At 31.8% G+C, this 19,577-nt stretch carries 24 protein-coding genes and 1 tRNA gene; 10 read left to right on the top strand and 15 right to left on the bottom strand.

Translation table 11 applies throughout. The features are described from left to right. Positions 1 to 2: 2 nt before the first annotated feature. Entirely contained in the window at positions 3 to 962 is a 960-nt protein-coding gene (locus LNAT_RS01380; protein ID WP_096258140.1) for a DUF475 domain-containing protein, read from the top strand. On the opposite strand, the gene LNAT_RS01385 is transcribed toward LNAT_RS01380, so the two are convergent. Genes LNAT_RS01385 through LNAT_RS01400 form a run of 4 tightly spaced genes read right to left on the bottom strand, consistent with a single transcriptional unit; the run spans position 952 to position 3,397 of the window. Continuing rightward, positions 952 to 1,734: a UDP-N-acetylmuramate dehydrogenase gene (locus tag LNAT_RS01385; protein WP_096258141.1), complete on the bottom strand. Its 783-nt coding sequence runs from the start codon at positions 1,732 to 1,734 to the stop codon at positions 952 to 954. The genes LNAT_RS01380 and LNAT_RS01385 overlap by 11 nt on opposite strands. 14 nt (positions 1,735 to 1,748) lie before the next feature. After that, positions 1,749 to 2,018: a flagellar biosynthesis protein FliQ gene (gene fliQ, locus LNAT_RS01390; RefSeq protein ID WP_096258142.1), complete on the bottom strand. Its 270-nt coding sequence runs from the start codon at positions 2,016 to 2,018 to the stop codon at positions 1,749 to 1,751. Then, positions 2,015 to 2,485: a type II toxin-antitoxin system PemK/MazF family toxin gene (locus LNAT_RS01395; protein WP_096258143.1), complete on the bottom strand. Its 471-nt coding sequence runs from the start codon at positions 2,483 to 2,485 to the stop codon at positions 2,015 to 2,017. Before LNAT_RS01395 ends, fliQ begins: the two co-directional genes overlap by 4 nt. 6 nt (positions 2,486 to 2,491) lie before the next feature. Continuing rightward, positions 2,492 to 3,397 (bottom strand): menaquinone biosynthesis family protein, encoded by a 906-nt coding sequence (locus LNAT_RS01400; RefSeq protein WP_096258754.1) that lies wholly within the window; start codon positions 3,395 to 3,397, stop codon positions 2,492 to 2,494. Between the two features lie 40 nt (positions 3,398 to 3,437). Here LNAT_RS01400 and recA point away from each other — a divergent pair, with 40 nt between their 5' ends. The 8 genes from recA to LNAT_RS01440 all read left to right on the top strand — a co-directional run bounded on the left by recA (position 3,438) and on the right by LNAT_RS01440 (position 10,076). Beyond that, positions 3,438 to 4,490 carry a recombinase RecA gene (gene recA, locus LNAT_RS01405; RefSeq protein WP_096258144.1) on the top strand — a complete coding sequence of 351 codons (1,053 nt, stop codon included), beginning with the start codon at positions 3,438 to 3,440 and terminating at the stop codon, positions 4,488 to 4,490. 1 nt (position 4,491) lies between these two features. Further along, on the top strand, positions 4,492 to 5,757 hold the full coding sequence (gene eno, locus LNAT_RS01410) for a phosphopyruvate hydratase (protein ID WP_096258145.1): 1,266 nt from the start codon (positions 4,492 to 4,494) through the stop codon (positions 5,755 to 5,757). Beyond that, a complete protein-coding gene (locus LNAT_RS01415) occupies positions 5,757 to 6,002 on the top strand; it encodes an FtsB family cell division protein (protein WP_096258146.1) in 246 nt (81 codons plus the stop codon). The genes eno and LNAT_RS01415 overlap by 1 nt, the downstream gene beginning before the upstream one ends. 32 nt (positions 6,003 to 6,034) lie before the next feature. After that, positions 6,035 to 6,613 carry an AMIN domain-containing protein gene (locus LNAT_RS01420; protein ID WP_096258147.1) on the top strand — a complete coding sequence of 193 codons (579 nt, stop codon included), beginning with the start codon at positions 6,035 to 6,037 and terminating at the stop codon, positions 6,611 to 6,613. Next, entirely contained in the window at positions 6,600 to 7,130 is a 531-nt protein-coding gene (locus LNAT_RS01425; protein WP_096258148.1) for a shikimate kinase, read from the top strand. Before LNAT_RS01420 ends, LNAT_RS01425 begins: the two co-directional genes overlap by 14 nt. Continuing rightward, complete coding sequence (locus tag LNAT_RS01430; protein ID WP_096258149.1) at positions 7,087 to 7,266, top strand: shikimate kinase; 180 nt, start codon at positions 7,087 to 7,089, stop codon at positions 7,264 to 7,266. Before LNAT_RS01425 ends, LNAT_RS01430 begins: the two co-directional genes overlap by 44 nt. Before the next feature lie 15 nt (positions 7,267 to 7,281). After that, positions 7,282 to 7,875 carry a uracil-DNA glycosylase gene (locus LNAT_RS01435; protein ID WP_096258150.1) on the top strand — a complete coding sequence of 198 codons (594 nt, stop codon included), beginning with the start codon at positions 7,282 to 7,284 and terminating at the stop codon, positions 7,873 to 7,875. 161 nt (positions 7,876 to 8,036) lie between these two features. Then, entirely contained in the window at positions 8,037 to 10,076 is a 2,040-nt protein-coding gene (locus LNAT_RS01440) for a hypothetical protein (RefSeq protein ID WP_096258151.1), read from the top strand. A gap of 188 nt (positions 10,077 to 10,264) precedes the next feature. Here LNAT_RS01440 and groL read toward each other — a convergent pair whose 3' ends face one another. The 5 genes from groL to LNAT_RS01465 form a co-directional block, all read right to left on the bottom strand. Beyond that, positions 10,265 to 11,896 carry a chaperonin GroEL gene (gene groL / locus LNAT_RS01445; RefSeq protein WP_096258152.1) on the bottom strand — a complete coding sequence of 544 codons (1,632 nt, stop codon included), beginning with the start codon at positions 11,894 to 11,896 and terminating at the stop codon, positions 10,265 to 10,267. 10 nt (positions 11,897 to 11,906) lie between these two features. Beyond that, a complete protein-coding gene (groES, locus tag LNAT_RS01450) occupies positions 11,907 to 12,179 on the bottom strand; it encodes a co-chaperone GroES (protein WP_096258153.1) in 273 nt (90 codons plus the stop codon). A 120-nt stretch (positions 12,180 to 12,299) separates the two neighbouring features. Next, positions 12,300 to 13,589: a TRAP transporter large permease gene (locus tag LNAT_RS01455; RefSeq protein ID WP_096258154.1), complete on the bottom strand. Its 1,290-nt coding sequence runs from the start codon at positions 13,587 to 13,589 to the stop codon at positions 12,300 to 12,302. Continuing rightward, entirely contained in the window at positions 13,586 to 14,152 is a 567-nt protein-coding gene (locus LNAT_RS01460) for a TRAP transporter small permease (protein ID WP_096258155.1), read from the bottom strand. The genes LNAT_RS01455 and LNAT_RS01460 overlap by 4 nt, the downstream gene beginning before the upstream one ends. Further along, the gene (locus tag LNAT_RS01465) at positions 14,149 to 15,138 is read right to left on the bottom strand and encodes a TRAP transporter substrate-binding protein (RefSeq protein WP_096258156.1); all 990 of its coding nucleotides are present in this window, start codon (positions 15,136 to 15,138) and stop codon (positions 14,149 to 14,151) included. The genes LNAT_RS01460 and LNAT_RS01465 overlap by 4 nt, the downstream gene beginning before the upstream one ends. A gap of 151 nt (positions 15,139 to 15,289) precedes the next feature. Between LNAT_RS01465 and LNAT_RS01470 the strand changes: the two genes are divergently transcribed. Then, positions 15,290 to 15,366: transfer RNA gene (locus LNAT_RS01470), tRNA-Met, on the top strand. 201 nt (positions 15,367 to 15,567) lie between these two features. Here the strand turns inward: LNAT_RS01470 and LNAT_RS08730 are convergent. The 6 genes from LNAT_RS08730 to LNAT_RS01495 form a co-directional block, all read right to left on the bottom strand. Beyond that, on the bottom strand, positions 15,568 to 15,744 hold the full coding sequence (locus LNAT_RS08730) for a hypothetical protein (protein WP_172413478.1): 177 nt from the start codon (positions 15,742 to 15,744) through the stop codon (positions 15,568 to 15,570). 243 nt (positions 15,745 to 15,987) lie between these two features. Further along, a complete protein-coding gene (locus LNAT_RS01475) occupies positions 15,988 to 16,275 on the bottom strand; it encodes a hypothetical protein (RefSeq protein WP_096258157.1) in 288 nt (95 codons plus the stop codon). 273 nt (positions 16,276 to 16,548) lie between these two features. Beyond that, positions 16,549 to 16,899, bottom strand: coding sequence for a hypothetical protein (locus tag LNAT_RS01480; protein WP_096258158.1), 351 nt, complete (start codon positions 16,897 to 16,899; stop codon positions 16,549 to 16,551). Between the two features lie 191 nt (positions 16,900 to 17,090). Next, a complete protein-coding gene (locus LNAT_RS01485; RefSeq protein ID WP_096258159.1) occupies positions 17,091 to 17,360 on the bottom strand; it encodes a type II toxin-antitoxin system RelE/ParE family toxin in 270 nt (89 codons plus the stop codon). Then, complete coding sequence (locus LNAT_RS01490; protein WP_096258160.1) at positions 17,347 to 17,604, bottom strand: type II toxin-antitoxin system RelB/DinJ family antitoxin; 258 nt, start codon at positions 17,602 to 17,604, stop codon at positions 17,347 to 17,349. The genes LNAT_RS01485 and LNAT_RS01490 overlap by 14 nt, the downstream gene beginning before the upstream one ends. A gap of 624 nt (positions 17,605 to 18,228) precedes the next feature. Further along, a complete protein-coding gene (locus tag LNAT_RS01495; RefSeq protein WP_096258161.1) occupies positions 18,229 to 19,557 on the bottom strand; it encodes a hypothetical protein in 1,329 nt (442 codons plus the stop codon). Positions 19,558 to 19,577 lie beyond the last annotated feature (20 nt).

The following is a 19,577-nucleotide window of genomic DNA, read 5'->3' on the forward strand; positions in this document are numbered from 1 at the left end:
TTATGAAATATTTTTATTTTTCTTTTTTAATTGCATTTATAGGGCTTGGGATTTCCTTTTTTATAGGCAGGTTTGAAGCAGTTTATTTAACGGCTATTTTGGCAATTTTAGAAATTTCCCTCTCTTTTGACAATGCCGTGGTAAATGCAAAAATTTTAAAAAAAATGGATAAAATATGGCAGCAGAGGTTTTTAACATGGGGACTTATTATTGCCGTTTTTGGAATGAGGCTTATTTTTCCTATTTTGATAGTTGCCTTGGCTGCAAATATAGGAATTATGCAAACTGTAAATATAGCGCTTTTTGAGCCTCAAAAATATCATGAAATTTTACTTACCGCAGAAAAACTTATTTATGCGTTCGGCGGTGGGTTTTTATGGATGGTGTTTAGTGATTTTATGTTTGAACAAAAAAAGGTTAAATGGATAAAACCTATAGAAAATACGGCGGAAAAATTTGGAAAAATAAACAATATTTCTTTGATGATAGCCACTTTAATAGGTGTTGTCATAATTTATGATGCAAAAAGTTATGAAGTGGCGATTGCATATTTTCTTGGAATTTTATCTTATTCGCTTTTAAAAGCCCTTGATGAATATTTTTCTACCGAAAATGTAAAAAACGGTCTTATGGGGCTTGTTTATCTTGAAGTTTTGGATGCATCTTTTTCATTTGACGGCGTAATAGGGGCGTTTGCAATTACTTCAAATATTATTTTAATAATGCTGGGTCTAGGAATTGGCGCTATGTTTGTCAGAAGCCTTACAATCTGGATGGTGGAAAAAGGTGTAATTGACGAATACAAATACCTTGAACACGGGGCTCATTATGCCATTGGTATTTTGGCTTTTATTATGTTTTTAAAAATTTTTATGGAAATACCGGAAGCTATTACGGGGACATTGGGACTTATTTTATTAATTGCGGCTTTTATTCATTCTAAAATGGAACTTAAAAAATGATTTTTATCTCTTCTTCAAGTTTTATTCTAAATTTTTCATATACTCTTTTTTTGGTCAGTTCAATTAAATAAATCATATCCTCAAATGTACCTTTTCCCAAATTTACAAAAAAATTGCCGTGAATCGGTGAAATTTGGATATCTCCTTTTTTCTCTCCTTTGAGTCCTGCAGCTTCAATCAGTCTTCCGGCAAAATCGTCTTTTGGATTTTTAAATACACTTCCTAGGCTTGGGGCTTTTGGCTGGTTTGAACGAAGATTTTTTAAATATTCATCAAGTTCAGGGTCGTAATCTCTTTTTATTTCAAAAACAGCTTCAAAAACGGGTGTCTCTATATTAGAATATCTGTAAGAAAAATTAATATCTTTTTTTTTAATCCAGCCGTTTATTGTTTTAATAGACACTAAATTGTTTGAAATTTCTTCATTTTTTACGCCTGCGTTCATTTTAATACTTCCGCCGATTGTGCCGGGTAGGTGGGAGAGGAACTCAAATCCCCCGATATTGTTTCTTTTGCAGAAGTTATAAAGCATTCTGTTTTTAACTTTTGCACCGACTTTCAATAATCCGTTTTTATACTCAATAAATTTGTATTTATCCGAAAGAATTCCTAAGTTTTTGGCATTTTGGGAAATTAGTGTGTTTGTGGCGCGTCCTATTAAAAATTCCCCATTATAATTATTTTCATCAATTATTTTTACTTTAATTTTTGGACCTATTTTTATAGAAGAAAATTTAGAAAAGTCTATTATCTTCCATTTTTCATTTTTCATTTTTCACTTTTCATTTATCTGAGGAATGTAGGTATTAATTTAAAAATATAAGTTGTAAAATCTATCATTTCATTTAACATCCAGGGCATTGTAAGGATTAAAACAACTGCAATTGCAATAATTTTTGGCACAAAACTGAGTGTCATTTCGTTTATTTGTGTGGTTGCCTGAAAAATGGAAATAATAAGCCCCACTATCATACCAACTAAAAGTGCCGGAAGGGAGAGCATAAGGGCAAGTTTTAATGTTTGAACGGCTAATGCTATAATTTCAGATTGATTCATTTTTCCATCCCTGTAACTTTCATAACTGCATTATCAACTTTTTTCATCTCTTCATCAGTCAGTTTTGTGACAATTCCTTTTGAAAATATTATTTTTCCTACTGAAATTATACCAATTGCAGTAGCCACTATTTCACTGTCTTTGGTCATTAAATCCCTTTTTTTTATTAAAATTCTATAATCTCCTCCTAAAATTTGTCCCGAAAGCGGTAAAACTACTACTGTATGGTAAAGTCCCCTGAAACAGGCTTCATTTAAATAATTATTTTGATAAATTAAAAACGGTCTTGTTTTTGCGGAGTCGGTAAGTTTTGCAAAATATATTTCTCCCCTTTTAAAATTGACGGGTGGTTCGCCTTTAAATTCCCCTTCAAAAAATTCCACAAAACTTGCCCTTTGTGTGCGTGGTTTGCATTTGAGGGCTAATTGGTTTTTTTCATACCATTTCTCAAATTTTCCATTCTCCATTTATTCTTAACTCTCCATTCTTAATGTTTTATATTCTTTTGGTATTAAATATTTTCTTACATCTTCCATATGGGGGGTCAGATTGTGTTTATAACCGATTTCAAACAGTTTATTTAGGGCGTTTAACTGCTCTTCATCCATTTCAACGGATTTATTGTTTGCATACATATCCAGGTATTTATCAAGTGTTTTGTCATCAACCCTTACCAATTTTCTTTCAAGCAGCATTTTGGCTAAAATGTTTTTGTGTCTGTTTGCAATGTCCACTGCTTTTGTAAGGATATTTTCTATATTGATTGCATCAAGCAGCGGAATTGAACGGCGAATTGCCATTCCTCCAAGAGGAAGAGGCAAACCTTCTGCAAATTCCTGCCATATATCCCAAATTTCTTTTTCAACTTCAAGTTTTTCACTAAAATGTAAAATACTCTCATGAATTAATACCCCGGCATCCACTTCACCGCTTAATACGGCATCTTCAATTTCAAGGAAATTTTTATAAACAATTCTTGCTTTTGGATAATAAATTTTAAAAAGCAGGGCATTTGTGGTGTATTTGCCGCTGAGGGCCACTTTGAAATTCGGTTTTAATTTTTTTCCTTTTAATTTAACTAATTTCGGTCCGTATCCGTATCCAAAACTTACGGCACATCTAAGCAGGGCGTATTCGTCTTTTAAAAACGGATATGCCCCAAAACTGATTGCGCTTATATCGTAAATGTTTTTTAGTGTTTTTTGATTTAAGGTTTCTATATCTTCCGCCGTGTTTTCAAATTCATATTTTTTTTGAATTTTCCATTTTCCATTATCCATTATCCATTCGTGGGTATTTATCCAGCCAAATTTGATGGCATAATACATAAAAATATCGTCTGCATCGGGAGAATGGGCTAATTTATATTTTTTCAAAATATTTCCTTTTTTGATATAATTGTAACAAAAAAGGTCTTTAATGGATGATAAAAAACAAAAAGCGTTAGAACTTGCCCTTAAACAGATTGACAAGCAATTTGGAAAAGGTGCATTAGTTAAACTCAGCGATAAAGACATAGAACCTATTGAAGCAATTCCGACAGGAAGCTTTGGTCTTGATTTGGCCCTTGGAATAGGGGGTATCCCAAAAGGGAGAATTACAGAAATTTACGGACCCGAGAGTTCTGGAAAAACCACTCTTGCATTATCTATAATAGCCCAGGCTCAAAAGCAGGGGGGAGTTGCCGCATTTATCGATGCAGAACACGCCCTTGATGTAATTTATGCAAAGCATATCGGGGTTGATGTGGACAATCTGCTTGTATCCCAGCCGGACTATGGAGAACAGGCTCTTGAGATTGTTGAAACTTTAGCCAGAAGCGGGGCGGTTGATATCATTGTGATAGATTCAGTCGCAGCCCTTACGCCAAAAGCTGAAATTGAAGGAAATATGGGTGATGCGCAGGTAGGTGTCCAGGCGAGACTAATGAGTCAGGCTTTAAGAAAGCTGACTGCCGCCATCCATAAAATGAATACAACGGTGGTATTTATCAACCAAATCAGAATGAAAATAGGAATGATGGGATATGGAAATCCTGAAACCACTACAGGCGGAAACGCGCTTAAATTCTACTCTTCTGTAAGGCTTGATGTAAGAAGGATTGCAACGCTTAAACAGGCTGATAAAGAAGTGGGAAACAGGGTAAAAGTAAAAGTTGTCAAAAATAAAGTGGCGCCTCCATTTAGAATAGCCGAATTTGACATTATGTTCGGAAAAGGTATAAGCAGGGAAGGTGAACTTCTTGATTACGGTGTAAAACTTGACATTATCGATAAAAGCGGGGCTTGGTTTAGTTACGGTGCCACAAAGCTTGGTCAGGGTAAAGAGAATGCAAAAGAATATCTAAGAACCCATCCGGAATTGGCCCAGGAAATTGAACAGAAAATAAAAGAAGCGATGGGGGTAGAACTTTCAAGTATGATAGAAGCACTTGAAAAAGAAGAAGACGAACTAAACTTAAAAGGAGAATAGTATGGTGTTTATTGAAGATGTATTTGCTGATGAAGTACTGGACAGCAGAGGAAATCCGACAGTTAGAGCCACAGTTGTTTTAAGCGATGGAAGTGAAGGTGAGGCTATTGTTCCAAGCGGGGCAAGTACAGGGGCGCTTGAAGCATTAGAACTAAGAGACGGCGATGAAAGATTTGGCGGAAAAGGTGTGTTAAAAGCATGTGAGAATGTAAATTCTATCATCGCAAATGAATTAATCGGTATGAACCCTTACGATCAGGCTGAAATCGATTATACAATGATAGAACTTGATGGAACTGAAAATAAAAGCCGCCTTGGTGCTAATGCTATTCTTGGTGTTAGTATGGCGGTTGCGAGAGCTGCTGCGGCATCACTTAATTTACCGCTATTTAGATATTTAGGTGGAAGCAACGGGGTTATTTTGCCAACTCCTATGCTAAATATTATTAATGGTGGGGCACATGCGGATAATGATGTGGATCTGCAGGAATATATGATTATGCCAACAGGGTTTGAAAGTTTTGAAGATGCGCTTAGAGCCAGCAGTGAGGTTTATCATACTCTAAAAAAATTATTAAAAGAAGACGGACATCCTACAGCCCTTGGTGATGAAGGAGGATTTGCGCCTAACTTTAAAAACAATGAAGAACCGATTCAGTATATTTTAAAAGCTATAGAAAAAGCTGGATATAAACCGGGTGAACAGATTAATATAGCACTTGATGCAGCAAGCAGCGAATTTTATAAAAACGGAAAATATGTTTTAGCGGGTGAGGGTAAAGAACTCAGTGCTGAGGAAATGGTGTCTTATTATGAAAATTTAATAAATAAATATCCAATTGTTTCACTTGAAGACGGGCTTGCAGAAGATGACTGGGAAGGTTGGAAAATTTTAACCCAGAGACTTGGAAATAAAATTCAACTCGTTGGTGATGATATTTTTGTAACTAATAAGAAAATTTTGGAAAAAGGTATTGAAGAAAATGTTGCTAATGCTATTTTAATTAAATTAAATCAAATAGGAACAGTTAGTGAAACAATGGAAACAGTAAGACTTGCACAAAGAAATGGATATAACTGTGTAATATCTCACAGAAGCGGTGAGAGTGAAGATGCATTTATTGCCGATTTCGCAGTGGCTGTAAATTCAGCTCAAATTAAAACAGGGGCACCTGCAAGAGGTGAAAGAACAGCTAAATATAATAGACTGCTTAGAATTGAGAGAAGTTTATTTAAACCTGAATATATAGGAAAAGAATTATTTTAATGATAGATTTCGACGATATAAGGCCAAAAAGAAAGATTGATTTAAAAATAGTGTTAGTAGTTTTACTTTCTTTTCTTTTTGGCATTTATATTTTTAATCTTTTGTTTGGTGAGAAGTCTTTTAGCAGAATGATAGATTTACAAAAGGAATATCAGGTTCTTGATAAAAAAGTAAAAAATTTAAAAAAAGAAAATACTATTTTGCAAAAAGAATATTTTGAGCTTAAAGAACTTGAAGGAAAATAAATTAATGTAAAATGGAGAATGGATAATTAATAATGAAAATATTGGCTTTTTTAATAATAGGTATTTTTGCATTTGCAAGAATCAATCCTTTTGAACCGGTAATAAGTCCTGACAAAAGCATTAAAATTGTAAAACAGGAATATTTTAAAAAAACTAAAGTGTATTTGCCAAATGATGCGAGAATTTTGAAAAAAATAATTTTTGTTTATCAAAGCTTAGATGGAGATGTTAAGAATAAAGAAGTTTTGATAAACAAAAATATTGATTTTCACTCTCCAATAATTATTACTCATAACCTTCAGAATTTTGAAATGAAAGAAATAAAGTTCGATTCTCTTTTTTCTTTATATATTAAAGATAAAAAAATTTTTATAAAAACCAAAGATAAATTAATTAGAAAAATGTTTTTGATTAAGCCTTTTAGACTTGTTTTAGATTTTAAAAGAAATGCTGATTTTTTAACTATTAAAAGAACAATTAAAAAGAGTGTTGTAAAAAAAGTGGTAGTTGGAAACCATAATGGTTATTACCGAGTTGTTTTGTATTTTGATGCTAATTATAAATATAAAATTCAAGAGATGGATGAAGGTATAAAAATTGAAATCTACTAATTTAATTCTTACCGGATTTATGGGAAGCGGAAAATCTACTGTTGGAAGAATTTTAGCCAAAGAGCTTAATACTTTTTTTCTTGATACTGATTTACTTATTGAAAATTTTGAAAATAAGAGTATAAATGAAATTTTTGAAGATGATGGGGAAAAAATATTTAGGGAAAAGGAGCGTTACTGTTTTGAATGGATAAAAAAGAATGTAACAAACACTGTGATTTCTGTAGGCGGAGGTTTTCCTGTTTATATACCTGAGATCAAGGAAGCCGGGGTTGTTGTATATTTGAAGGTAGGTTTTGAAGATATAGTAAAAAGAATGAATAAAAGAGAAATTAAAAAAAGACCTCTTTTTCAGGATATAAAAAAAGCAAAAGAACTGTTTGAAAAAAGAGCTAAGATATATGAAGAATTAGCCGATTTTATTGTTGAAAACAAAGATTTAAAAAAGAGTGTTGAAACAATAAAGGAATATTATGAAAATTTCAAATTACAATATCAGTCAAATTTTGCAGATTGATGCTCAGAAAAAAGCCCAGGATGTTGTAAAAAATGTTATTGGAAATTTGCTTGAAAAAACATTTGAAAACACAAAAGCCGTGGAAGAGGCTGCAAAAACCACAGGAAGAGGGAATAATTTTAATTTAAAAGTTTAAAGTGAAAAATGGATAATGATAAACGGAGAATGGAAAAAAGAGTTAATTGATTTTTATAAAAAAAGAAAAGAATATATTAAAAAATATTTTAATGAAAATGTGGATTTTACAGAAATAATAGATCCTTGCATCGATAAAAAAAGAGACAATCCTATTATGATAATAGGAGAAGCTCCGGGTAAAAGAGAAGTTGAACTCAAATCTCCTTTTGTAGGAAAAGCAGGAGAAAATTTAAATTATCTTATAAATTTAAGCGGATTTGATAGATGCAGAGATTTTTTGATAACAAATGCTTTTCCGTTTAGAACATATGAAAATAATAAAAACAGAACTCCAAAATCTGATGAATTAAAAATAGGGGCGGAACTTTTAAAAAAAGAGATAGATATTGTAAAACCCTCTTTAATTTTACTTCTTGGAAATTCTGCAATTAAAGCTTTTTCTTATATAGATAAATTTAAAGATGTTAAAAATCTTAAAAAATGCGGTGTTTATGAAATAAACGGCTATAAAGTAGGGGTGTGTTTTCATCCATCTCCTCTTGCATTTAATAGAAAAGATATTAAAGAAAATTTAGAGAAATTTTTTAAGAATTTAAAAAGTTTATAAAAGCTTTCAATATTATACTTTACTTCTTTTTCATATCTTCGGTGTAACAAATTTTCCTTTTGAAAGTCAATTTCTTAATTTTTTGTTAATATTTGTATATTTTATTGACAAAAGTGTTACAATTATTTATAATGTATTAAATAAATATGAAAGGAGAAAGGATGAAAAAAACATTTTTATCAATTGTAGTAGTAACGTCTTTAGTTAGTTTTGCTAATGCGGATATGGCTGTTGATCATTTAACAATTGAAGCGCAGCCTGATTCTCCGGCCACATTCGGATGGGGATATGACACTAAACAAAAACAAACAAAAAGTATGTGTGTTGAGTTTACATCTATGGATACTTATTATGCAGGAGAACCTAAAAAAGAAACTATTTTTACACTCGCTGAAAATAACTCAGAAATAGTAAAAAATTCCGGCTTGTCAGCTAGCGCATCTTTAAAAGCTTTGGTATACGGTGGTACAGTGAGTGCAAATAATAAAACAACTATTGTGGGCAAAACCGAAGCAAGTCAATATAATCTGACCCTTTTTGCTTCAGTTCTTGATTATGATCCTCCCAAATTTATACATATAGAAAATGTAAGATTAAAGCCGGAAATGATAGAGATGCTTAATGACCCTAAAAGAAAAGCTGAATTTAGACAGAGGTGTGGTGATGGATTTATAATCGGTATTCAGGAAGGAAGGGATTTTTTAGGTACAGCCACTGTAAAAAAACAAACTTTAAAACAATCTACAGAGCTTGCAACTGAAACAGGGCTGGGAGTTAAATATCCAGGATATGAAGGTAAAGCTGATGTGAATTATACAGAAGCAGTAAAAAATATTTTCGGTTCCTCAAATTTTGAAATCAGAACATACAGTACAGGTGCAGACATGCCTAATCCTTCAAATGTAGATGAACTGAAAAAATATTATGAAAATTTTTCAAAAAACAGTAACAATTATAAAAGAACTGTAAAATATATTGTTGTGCCTTATTCTATTTTGCCAAATTTTCCTTCACAAAATATTTTTTATGGTGATACAAAAGAGGCATATATCGGGTATATGGCAGATGTTTTATGGGATTTGAAAGCGGCAATCAAAGATGCCGAATTTGTTTTGTCTCCTTATACCCAGTCTTTTTTTGCTTTGGGAAGTAATAATATAATTAAAAAAAGAAGAATAAATGCTATTTATAGATACAAAGATAAATGGCAAAAAGAATTTAAAGATTTATTAAAAGCTGCCAAACAATGTGATAAAAAATTCACTAAAAAATGTGAAAGCTTAGCCTCTTTTTATAATGAAAAAAGAAGATTACAGCTTGAAAATATATTTTCAAAAGTATTGCCTGATAGATATATCAGCGATTGTTATTCTCCTGTAGAAATTAATTTAAATGATGGTGTACGCGTAGGTAATAATATAGTTAACTTATCTACAGCATTTAATGGGAAATTTGATGTTATCGAAGGTGATACAGAAACAGGCGGAAATAAAGTAAGGGTTGTGGCACAATTGAAATTAAGACCTGAAAACAGAAGATTAAGAGCAGATTTAAGTGTTGCAAAAATAGAATGGAAGAAAAGTAGATATAAAGGGATGCCGCTTGTAACTAAAAATAAAAAAATAAATCCAGGTGACAGTGGTTTTGCCAGACAAATATCTGAATATATTTTTGATTTGGATGATGACAGAGGTCATAGAAGCTTAAAAACATGTACCTGGAGTAGACCATTGACTAAAAATTTAAGAAGACTTATTCCTGGATTAAAAGGATATGGTAATTTTAGAAGATATGGCTTTGACGGAGGATATGTATATGGCTTAATTGATTCTATTTCTAAAAAAGATGCGAGATATCAATCAGATTACGGACCTGGCAGAGGTTTACTAAAAAAAATCCGCTGTGAAGTGGATGCTAAAGGCAGACATGATAATGAGTTGGGCTGCGAAAAAGTTGAATTTAAAACATTTTATTTGAATCTTGTTTCCCTACAGGATCAATTTGCTAATAGATGGAGAGATCCGAATGCATATGCAGAACCTGCAATTTTAGTTAATTTTTTAAGAAACAAAGCCATCAATTATAAAATAAAAACAAGTCCAAAAATTCCAATGTATAAACTATTTAAAACATCTTCCAATAAAACCTCCAATGAAACACCTAAATCAAAACCAAATATTCCAATACATATTTTTCATTAATAAGAGGAGATTTTAATCTCTTCTTTTATTTTAAACGTAATTATTAATAAGATAGATTCTATAATGAAATATATATTTTAAAAAATTAAATTATTGTATATAATTTTATACAAAAGGAGAAAGTTTTTGAGTAGAAATATAGTGACAGACACCTATAGTTATAATAAACAAAAAAGAAAAAAGAGGAATTACATCATTCCTCCCATTCCTCCCATATCAGGCATTGCTGGAGCTGCTTTTTCATCTTTTGGTTCTTCTGTTACCGCTGCTTCAGTTGTTAATAATAATCCACCAACACTAGCAGCATTTTGTAGTGCAATTCTTTCAACTTTAGCCGGGTCGATAATTCCAGCTTCAAACATATTTACATATTCTCCTGTAGCTGCGTTAAATCCAGTTTCATTGTCTGCTTCTTCAACTGTTAGAGCAACTACTCCCGGTTCGAATCCTGCATTTTCAGCAATTTGTTTAATTGGAGCTTTTACAGCTTTTTTAATAATATCAATTCCTATTTGTTCATCAGGGTCCACTGATTCAACTTCTGCATTTTTAGCAGCTTTTAGAATTGCTGCACCACCACCGATTACAATTCCTTCTTCAACAGCCGCTTTTGTTGCACTTAGAGCGTCATCAACTCTGTCTTTTTTCTCTTTCATTTCAGTTTCAGTTGCAGCACCGACTTTAATTACAGCAACACCACCGCTAAGTTTTGCAAGTCTTTCTTGTAATTTTTCTCTGTCATAATCACTAGTTGTTTCTTCAATTTCTTTTTTAATTTGGTTAATTCTAGCTTCAATAGCTGCTTTATCACCTTTTCCGTCTACAATTGTAGTGTTTTCTTTATCCACTACAATTCTTCCTGCTTGTCCAAGGTCTTGGATGCTAGCGCTTTCAAGTGTTCTACCTAGCTCTTCGCTGATTACCTGTCCACCTGTTAATATTGCAATATCTTGTAGCATTGCTTTTCTTCTGTCACCAAATCCAGGAGCTTTTACAGCTACTACGTTTAATACTCCTCTTAATTTGTTTACTACAAGTGTTGCAAGTGCCTCACCTTCTACATCTTCAGCGATGATTAATAACGGTTTATTTCCAGCTTGAACTATTTGTTCAAGTAATGGTAATAAATCTTTCATATTAGAGATTTTTTTATCATATAATAAAATATATGCATCTTCATATTCAGCAACCATTTTGTCAGCATTTGTTACAAAATATGGGCTGAGATATCCCCTATCAAACTGCATACCTTCTACTACTTCAAGTTCATCTTGAAGTGATTTACCTTCTTCAACAGTAATTACACCGTCTTTACCAACTTTATCCATAGCTTCTGCAATAAGCTCACCGATTTTTCTGTCGTTGTTTGCTGAAATTGTTGCAACCTGAGCAATTTGTTCTTTATTTTCCACAGGTTTGCTCATTTTTTTAAGTTGTTCGATAATAGCTTCAACAGCTTTATCCATTCCTCTTTTAACTGCGATTGGATTTGCCCCTGCAGTAATATATTTTAGACCTTCTTTAAAGATTGCATGAGCAAGTACTGTTGCTGTAGTTGTACCGTCACCTGCTTCATCCGCAGTTTTGCTTGCCACTTCTTTTACAAGCTGAGCACCCATGTTTTCAACAGGGTCTTTTAGTTCAATTTCTTTAGCAACACTTACACCGTCTTTTGTAATATGTGGTGCTCCGAAACTTCTTTGAAGTAATACATTTCTACCTTTTGGACCCATTGTAACTCTAACTGCATCAGCTAGTTTAGTTACTCCTGCTAAAAGTTCATTTCTTGCCGCATCTGAATATACTATATTTTTTGCCATTCTCCCCTCCTTATTCTATTTTTCCGAGAATATCGTCAGTATTTAATACTAAATATTCTTTTCCGTCTATTGTAATTTCAGTTCCTGCATATTTTGCAAATACTACTGTGTCTCCTACATTAATTGGTAAATTTTCATCTTCTTCAACTTCTTTTGAAATAGCAATTACTTTACCTTCTAATGGTTTTTCTTTTGCATTGTCCGGAATAATGATTCCACTTGCAGTTTTAGCTTCTTCTTCAACTCTTTCAATTAAAACTCTTAAGCCGATTGGTTTAAACATTTCCGCCTCCTTTTAGCAGTTATTTATTTTAACTGACGAAATTATATAAAAAAAAGAGAAAAAAGTCAAGAAAATTATTTGTCTTTTTGAAGAAAGTTTAGTGTAACTAACTAAATTATTTTATGAGGAAATCATTAAATTTGGTAAAAATAGTGAAATTTGCGGAATATATGTAATTAACAAAAGTCCTATTAAAATAACAAAAAACCAAGGTAATACCGCTTTCACTACATCTTTTATTGAAAGACCTGTTATACCACTTGCGACAAATAGATTTAAACCGACAGGAGGGGTTAGCATTCCAAGTTCCATATTGATTGTTATTATAACTCCAAAATGAATGGGATTGATTCCAAGCATTTTTGCCACCGGTAATAGTAAAGGAACCATAATCATAATAATTGAGCTTGGCTCCATAAAATTACCTGCAATAAGCAATAAAATATTTACTGCAATTAAAAATCCTATTTTACCAAGGTGCATATTCACAACCCAATCGCTAAGCATTTGAGGAATATTCTCGAGTGTTAAAAAATAAGCAAACATAGAGGCATTTGCAATAATAAATAAAATCATAGCGGATGTTTTTGCACTGTCTAAAAACACTATATATAATTCTTTAATATTTATATCTTTATAAATAAAAATTGCAATAAATAAAGCCCAAACCGCTGAAACAGCGGCGGCTTCTGTAGGGGTAAAAATTCCACCGTAAATTCCCCCGATAATTATAACTATTGTCATAAGCGCCCAAAAGGCTTCTTTAAATTTTTGCCATTTCTCAGACCAGCTTGCAGGTTTTTGTTTTTTAAAGCCCAGTCTTTTTGCTCCAATATAGGTAACAGCCATCAGCATAAAACCAATTATTAGTCCCGGAATTATTCCTGCAATAAACAGTTTTCCAATGCTCTGTTCTGCCGTTACTCCGTAAATAATCATTACTATACTTGGCGGAATTAAAATTCCAAGAGAGCCGCTTGCTGTAATGGTGCCCACTGCATAAGATTTAGGATATCCGGCAGCTGTAATTGCCCCAAACATAATGCTTCCAATTGCAGCAACGGTAGCAGGGGATGAACCTGAAACTGCCGCAAAAATAATACTTGCAAAAATGGCTGCTATTGGAAGTCCACCTGGCAAATGTCCAACAAAAGCTTTTGCAAATTCAACTATTCTTTTTGCACTTCCGCCCTTACTTAAAATATTTCCGGCAAGTATAAACATGGGAATAGCCATAAGAGCATATTTATCAAGTTTAGAAAACAAGGCACTTGCCAGATCAATTAATGATTCTTTACCTTCAAAGATATAAGAAGTTATAAAAGTACTAGCACCAAGCGCCACGGCTACAGGGGTGCTTAGCAGCAGTAAAATGAAAAAAATGCCAAAAAGAACTAACGCCACACTCATACATCTTCTCCAAGATTTAGTTTTGTCTCTTCTATAATCATTTCATGTTCACTGACCTGTTTTATTTGTTCAGGAGGGGTTTTAATAAGTTCTATTATTTTTTGAGACACCCTAAAAGCTGCACTTAAAAATGCAAGAGGAAGTGCCAAATATGGTATCCACATTGGTACATTTAAATCAATACTAATTTCTCCGCTGGCTTTAAGTCCAAAGTCCGGATCAAAAATAAACAGATATCCGAAATAACTGACTGCAAGCAGATAAATAAGTGTAATTAGTTTGGCAAGTATTGTTATATATTTAGCTAAGAGCGGCGGCAGTAAATCCACTAAAAGTGTAACTTTTATGTGGCATTCTTTCCTAAAGCAATATGCCGCCCCAAAAAAGGCGGACCATATAAATAGGTAATTTGTAAGTTCAAATGCCCAGTCAATCCCTTTATGAAAAACAAATCTGGCTATTACATTTATAAAAGCCAGAAATACGCCGGCACTTATTCCAAAAGCGGCTATAAATTCATTAATTAGACCAATTAATATATCAATGAATTTTAATATTTTCATTCACCCGCTTTTATTGCTTTTTCAATTAAATCTTTTCCTATTGTGTCGTAAAATTTAGGATAAATACTTCTTAATTTAGTTTCCCAGGCTTTTCTTTGTTCAGGAGTTAAAGTATCAATTTCAAGTTTTCCTGTTCTTTTTGCATATTCTTTAATTTTTGCAAGTTGATCATTATTAAGCTCTTTTGCCCAAATTCTTTCTTTAGCGGTAGCTTCTTTAAATGCTTCTTTTACAACTTTTTTTAGATTGTCAGGCAATTTTTTCCAAAATGCTTTGCTAACTACTACCATGTATCCTAAATATCCGTGATTTGAAAGAGTCATATATCTTTGAACCTCATAGAATTTTTTAGTATAGATGTTTGAAATTGTATTTTCCTGACCGTCAACCACACCTTGTTGAAGTGCTGAATATACTTCACTAAATGGTAATACCACAGGGATTGCTCCAAGGGCTCTGAATTGTTCAATCAATACTTTTGAACTCATTACCCTAAATTTAAGTCCTTTGCAGTCTTCAGGTTTAATTAAAGGTCTTTTTGAATCACTTATTTGTTTAAATCCATTATCCCAGTAACCAAGAGCAACGTAACCTTTTTTTGTAACCATATCCAAAAGTTTTTTTCCAACTTCTCCATCTAATACTTTATGTAAATGATTTTCATCTTTAAATAAGAATGGTAAATCAAATAATGCAAGTTGAGGGACAAGTCCTGTAAATTTTGAAAAACTTGGAGCTGCCATTTGCACAGCATTGAATTTCATTTTTCTAAGTACCACTTTATCTCCACAGAGTTGAGCATTTGGGTAGACTTCAACTTTTATTTTTCCGTGGGATAATTCTTCTACTCTTTTTGCAAAATAATCAGCTGCTTTTCCTTTTGGTGTATTTGGTGATACTACATGAGAAAATTTAATTACATAATCAGCCGCGGTTGCCAAACTTGCAATTAAAGCTGCGCTTAATAATCCTTTTAGTAATTTCATACTTACTCCTTTTTTTTATTTATTATATCACTATTAATTTTTATGTAATGTTTTATGAAGATAAATTCAATATTTTGTTACTTTGTGTAACAAAGTTTGTATAAATATTGACAAAAAGAATTTATTTTTTTATAATTTCACTCCTGCAAATGGTGAGGTAGCTCAGCTGGCTAGAGCGCCGGTCTCATAAGCCGGAGGTCGAGAGTTCAAGTCTCTCCCTCACTACCACTGAAATCCCCATAAATTCAGTGTTCTGATAAGCTGAAAACCTTGAAGGTGTCCCCTTGGGTGTCCCTTTGTAAGCCGTTTTTAAATAAAATTAAATTTAATTGCTGTGTAGGTGTCCCTCTGATTCATATATTATTTTGTTTGATTATTGTTCAGTTCTGTTTGTTTTTGATTTATAAATATGGAGCCGATGAGGTGCTTTTAATAGTTATATCTATTTTTCCATTTTTCAAAATATTTTCTAAAGTTTGGATTTTCAAGCAGCAGTTCTTCAATTATTGCACCTAAACTTTTATTTTTTTCCGCTTTTATAAATTCTAAGGTTGAAATTATGCTTAATCTGAGCAGCGGTCTGATTTGGGCTTTTGTTTCTTTCACTATGCACCTTTTTAATTGAAGTAATTTAATTATACTATAAATACCTTGTAAGGGCAGGGAATAAGCAGGTAAGTATAAGCAGGAATTCAAGCAAGAAGGCAGGTTTTAAAATTAAAAATTATTCCGTTGACTTGTTTAGTTTGCTTGTAAGTGAAGTTTAGTTTGTTTAATTTTATTTAGTTTTGTAAACTTTAAAACTTTGGAAACTTTTGGAAACTTTTTACTGTTTGGTTTTTGTCTGGTTTAGTTTTGTTTCTGTTCGGTTTCGGCTTCTAATCTCTTAATATATTTTCTTATACTGTGTTCTGATTTATTAAATTCTCTTGCAAGCAGTTTTATTATCTCTTTACCGGGTAAATGACTTTTAAGCTGCAGGTATCTTTTATTTATCCTGTAGTGTTGTATCGTCTGCTTATTGACATATATCCTAAATCCTTCAAGTCTTTCAAGCAGTAGGTATATATCACTTTCTTTTATTCCCAGTTCCTCTAAATTACCGATTAAATAATCAAGGGTAACATCTATTACCACTAAAAGCCTTTTTTTTCTTAATTGTAGAAAGTGAAAAGGTTGTTTTTTGACAAAAAAGGGTTATTGATAATAAAAAGCGGGGTTTTTAGTAATGTTTCCTTTTTGTTGCCTTTTATGAATCTTGTTTCCTTTTGTTTCCTTTGTTGCTTTTTGTTTCCTTTTACTCCGGAACTGTTGCCTTTTAATGGGTAATAACTTTCGGGGTTGCTTTTCTTTTAAGCAGCAGGCTTTAAAGCACGGTATAAGCGGGGATTTAAGCAGGTTGGAAGTGTTTTATTTGTTTTTATTTTGTTCTTTTATTGCAAGTTCCAATTTGTCAAGTTGTTTTTCAATTTTCTTTTCTAACTTTTTAAGTTCTTTATCCAATATTCCCAAACTTCTTTTTATATCTGTAACAATCATTTCTTGAATGTCATCTTTTGGATTAACATTCTTTAGTATTTTCTCTAACTGCTTATTAAGACTAAAAAATTTCTTTTTTTGTTCTTTATTCATTTCATTTAAATGCCCGTTTAAAAAATCAATTTCACTCGGCATAAATATAATTTCATCTTCAAAAGAGTCTAAATCAAAAAATTCTATGTCTATTTCATAATTTTTTAAAACTTTATCAATATCTCTCATTTTTGTTTTTCCTTTTTAAAATTATAAACTTTTAAGCCTGTAAAGAAAAGCTATTATAAAAATAAAAAAGGCAGTTTTGTTTTCATACCCCCACCCCTTCAAAATTGGTTTTTGTTTTTTCGTGACTTGACCGCCGACTGACTGCCTTTGCCTGCATAATTTCAAACCCGCCCTTATACCTGTAAGTAGGATTATTTGAAAAGCTGAGAGTGAGTTCCAATTCTGATAAGTATTAAGTCTTTATCTGTTTTGATATAAATAACCAATAAATCACCACCTACATGAAACTCTCTTGTATCACTCCATTCACCAGTTAAAAAATGGTCTCTTGCTTCTGCCGGTAGTTCCTTATTATTTAGCAGCAGGGATATATAATTTATAAATTTTTGAAATTGAGTATCTGTTATTTTGATTTTATTAAAATCTTTTATAAACTGCTTGTGTCTCTTAAGAGTTAGCATTATTCATTCTCTTAAGCTCATCTAAGCTGATATTTTCTACATTTTTACCTGCTCTTGCTTCTTTAATGGCTTTTTGTGTAGTTTCGTTTGGAATTTTAACTTCAAAAGGCAGTCCTTTATGTTTTACAATCATTGCAGTGAAAATATTGACAGCTTCTGAATAACTTAAGCCAAGATTTTTAAGTATTTCTTTTGCTTGTTGAAAATACTCTTTTTCAATTCTGATACTTGTTTGAGTTTTCATATTAAGCCTTTTTTTTATTATTATACACCATTTGGGATACAAAAGCAAGATTAAAGATTTAATGGAATTAAGCAGGTAAAATATGCTTCTAATTCGCTCTTAAACGGCTTGTAATTGCTTTTTAAAGCAGGACAGGTATATTTATATCTTTTGAATATTTTTTGCTTTATAGGGCTTATTTTTTAAGCTGATACAAAAACTTTTTGCAGCAGGTTAATAGCCTGTAAAGAAAAGCAAAAGTTAAGTAAAATTAACTAAATCGGTTAATTTGGTTAATTCTTGCAAATTACGATAATATCGGGCTTTTAAGCAGGTTTTAAATGAAAAAGTTAAGTAAATTAACTAACCTTTAGAAGTTTGTATCTAACTCGATTTTGGGCGCTCGATTCCCTGTAGTCCGCACCTTTTGGAAGGACCCGAAGACTTAAAACAGATACGAAAACTTTTTGCAGCAGCTTAATAGTTTAATGCCTTTTTATCTGTCTGCTTTTAGATGTGTGAGATGTGTTTCAAAATATGTTCTAATTTGCTCTTTAGAGGCTCTACAATTAACGATAATCATTTTTGAATACAAAACATGCTTGAAATAATAAAAAAGCTTTTATATCGCTTCTAAATGAAGTATCAAACCTCAACTTGTATTTTTTCCTCTAATTGAGAGATTATTTCATCTAAGCTGTCAGTTATTTTTAATTTGTTGAGATAGTTGTTGTGTAAATTTACGATACCTTTTATACTGCTATATGTTTCTAAGTCAATATTCTTATCTTCTTCACTTATAAGCAAACCATATAATAGTTTTTTTATAAAAAGTGAATAAGGAAGGGTATCTAACGAGTTGCTTATTAGGATATGTCTAATACCTTTATTTGATGTAGTTATTCCTTCTGTAGTAAGTTCATAGCCTTTAGATTGGAGATATTTTTTCATCAATAATAAATGGTATTCTATCTCAACTAAATGATGTAGCTGTCCATTAAAATCTTTAAAAAATCCTAAGTAATTGATTTTTTTGTTTGCTATATAATAAGCATAATCATAAAAATAGCATTGTTTTAAAAATTCAGTATATAAAATATAATTTACAGCCTTCATTTCTTCTTCATCATAAATAAGTTCTAATTGTTCTATAATTGCTTCGCTTTCAACTATAAGCTGGTCTATGCTTTTAATGGTGTATTTTGGATTAGCAAGAGTTTCTAAAAATTTTAGAGTATCTACACCATCATTAGTTGCTTTATACACTCTTGTATATATTGCCCTTAAGAGTTGTTTCTCTGTATAGCCTTTCTTTAATATTCCCTTATAGGTGTTGTAATAGTCTTTTACAGGAAACTTTGGTAGTCTGTAACGGGTAAATAAGTCCTGCAAGTTTGAAATAACCCTTAGAAGTGTTTTTTCAAAATCAGAGAGGGAGCCTATATATATAGAATTCCTCCTATTTTTACTATCTATATTTTTATTATCTATATTTAACATACTATTACTCATTTTAGAATGATACCCCTTATCATTTTTAAGTGATACCCCCTTATCATTTTGAAATGATACCCCTTGTATGTTTTGAGTGATAAGGTTATCATTTTCAAGTGATACCCTAAAATAAACTTTATTACCATTTTCTTTTAAAAATATCTTATCTAATAAGCCAAGTTTAACTAATTTATTTATATGACTTCCGATAACCTGTGATATATTTTTAGCTTTTATATTCAAAAAAGGATTATCCTCCAGTATTTTTTTATAAGATATATATGTAAACTCTTTATCATCTATTACGATACGATTATTTTTTATCTTTACATTATCAGAGAGGCAAAACTGAGCTATATATTCAAAAATAACCAAGTCTTTTAAATCAAGCCATATTTGTTGCTCTTTTGGCTTATCTTTGTTATAATGTTGCAGGAACTCATAAAAGGCTTTTTGCCTTATTGTGACATACTCTCTCATCAATTTTCCCTTTTTATGCT

Origin of the sequence: Lebetimonas natsushimae (assembly GCF_002335445.1) — a bacterium.
Lineage (GTDB): Bacteria > Campylobacterota > Campylobacteria > Campylobacterales > Nautiliaceae > Lebetimonas > Lebetimonas natsushimae.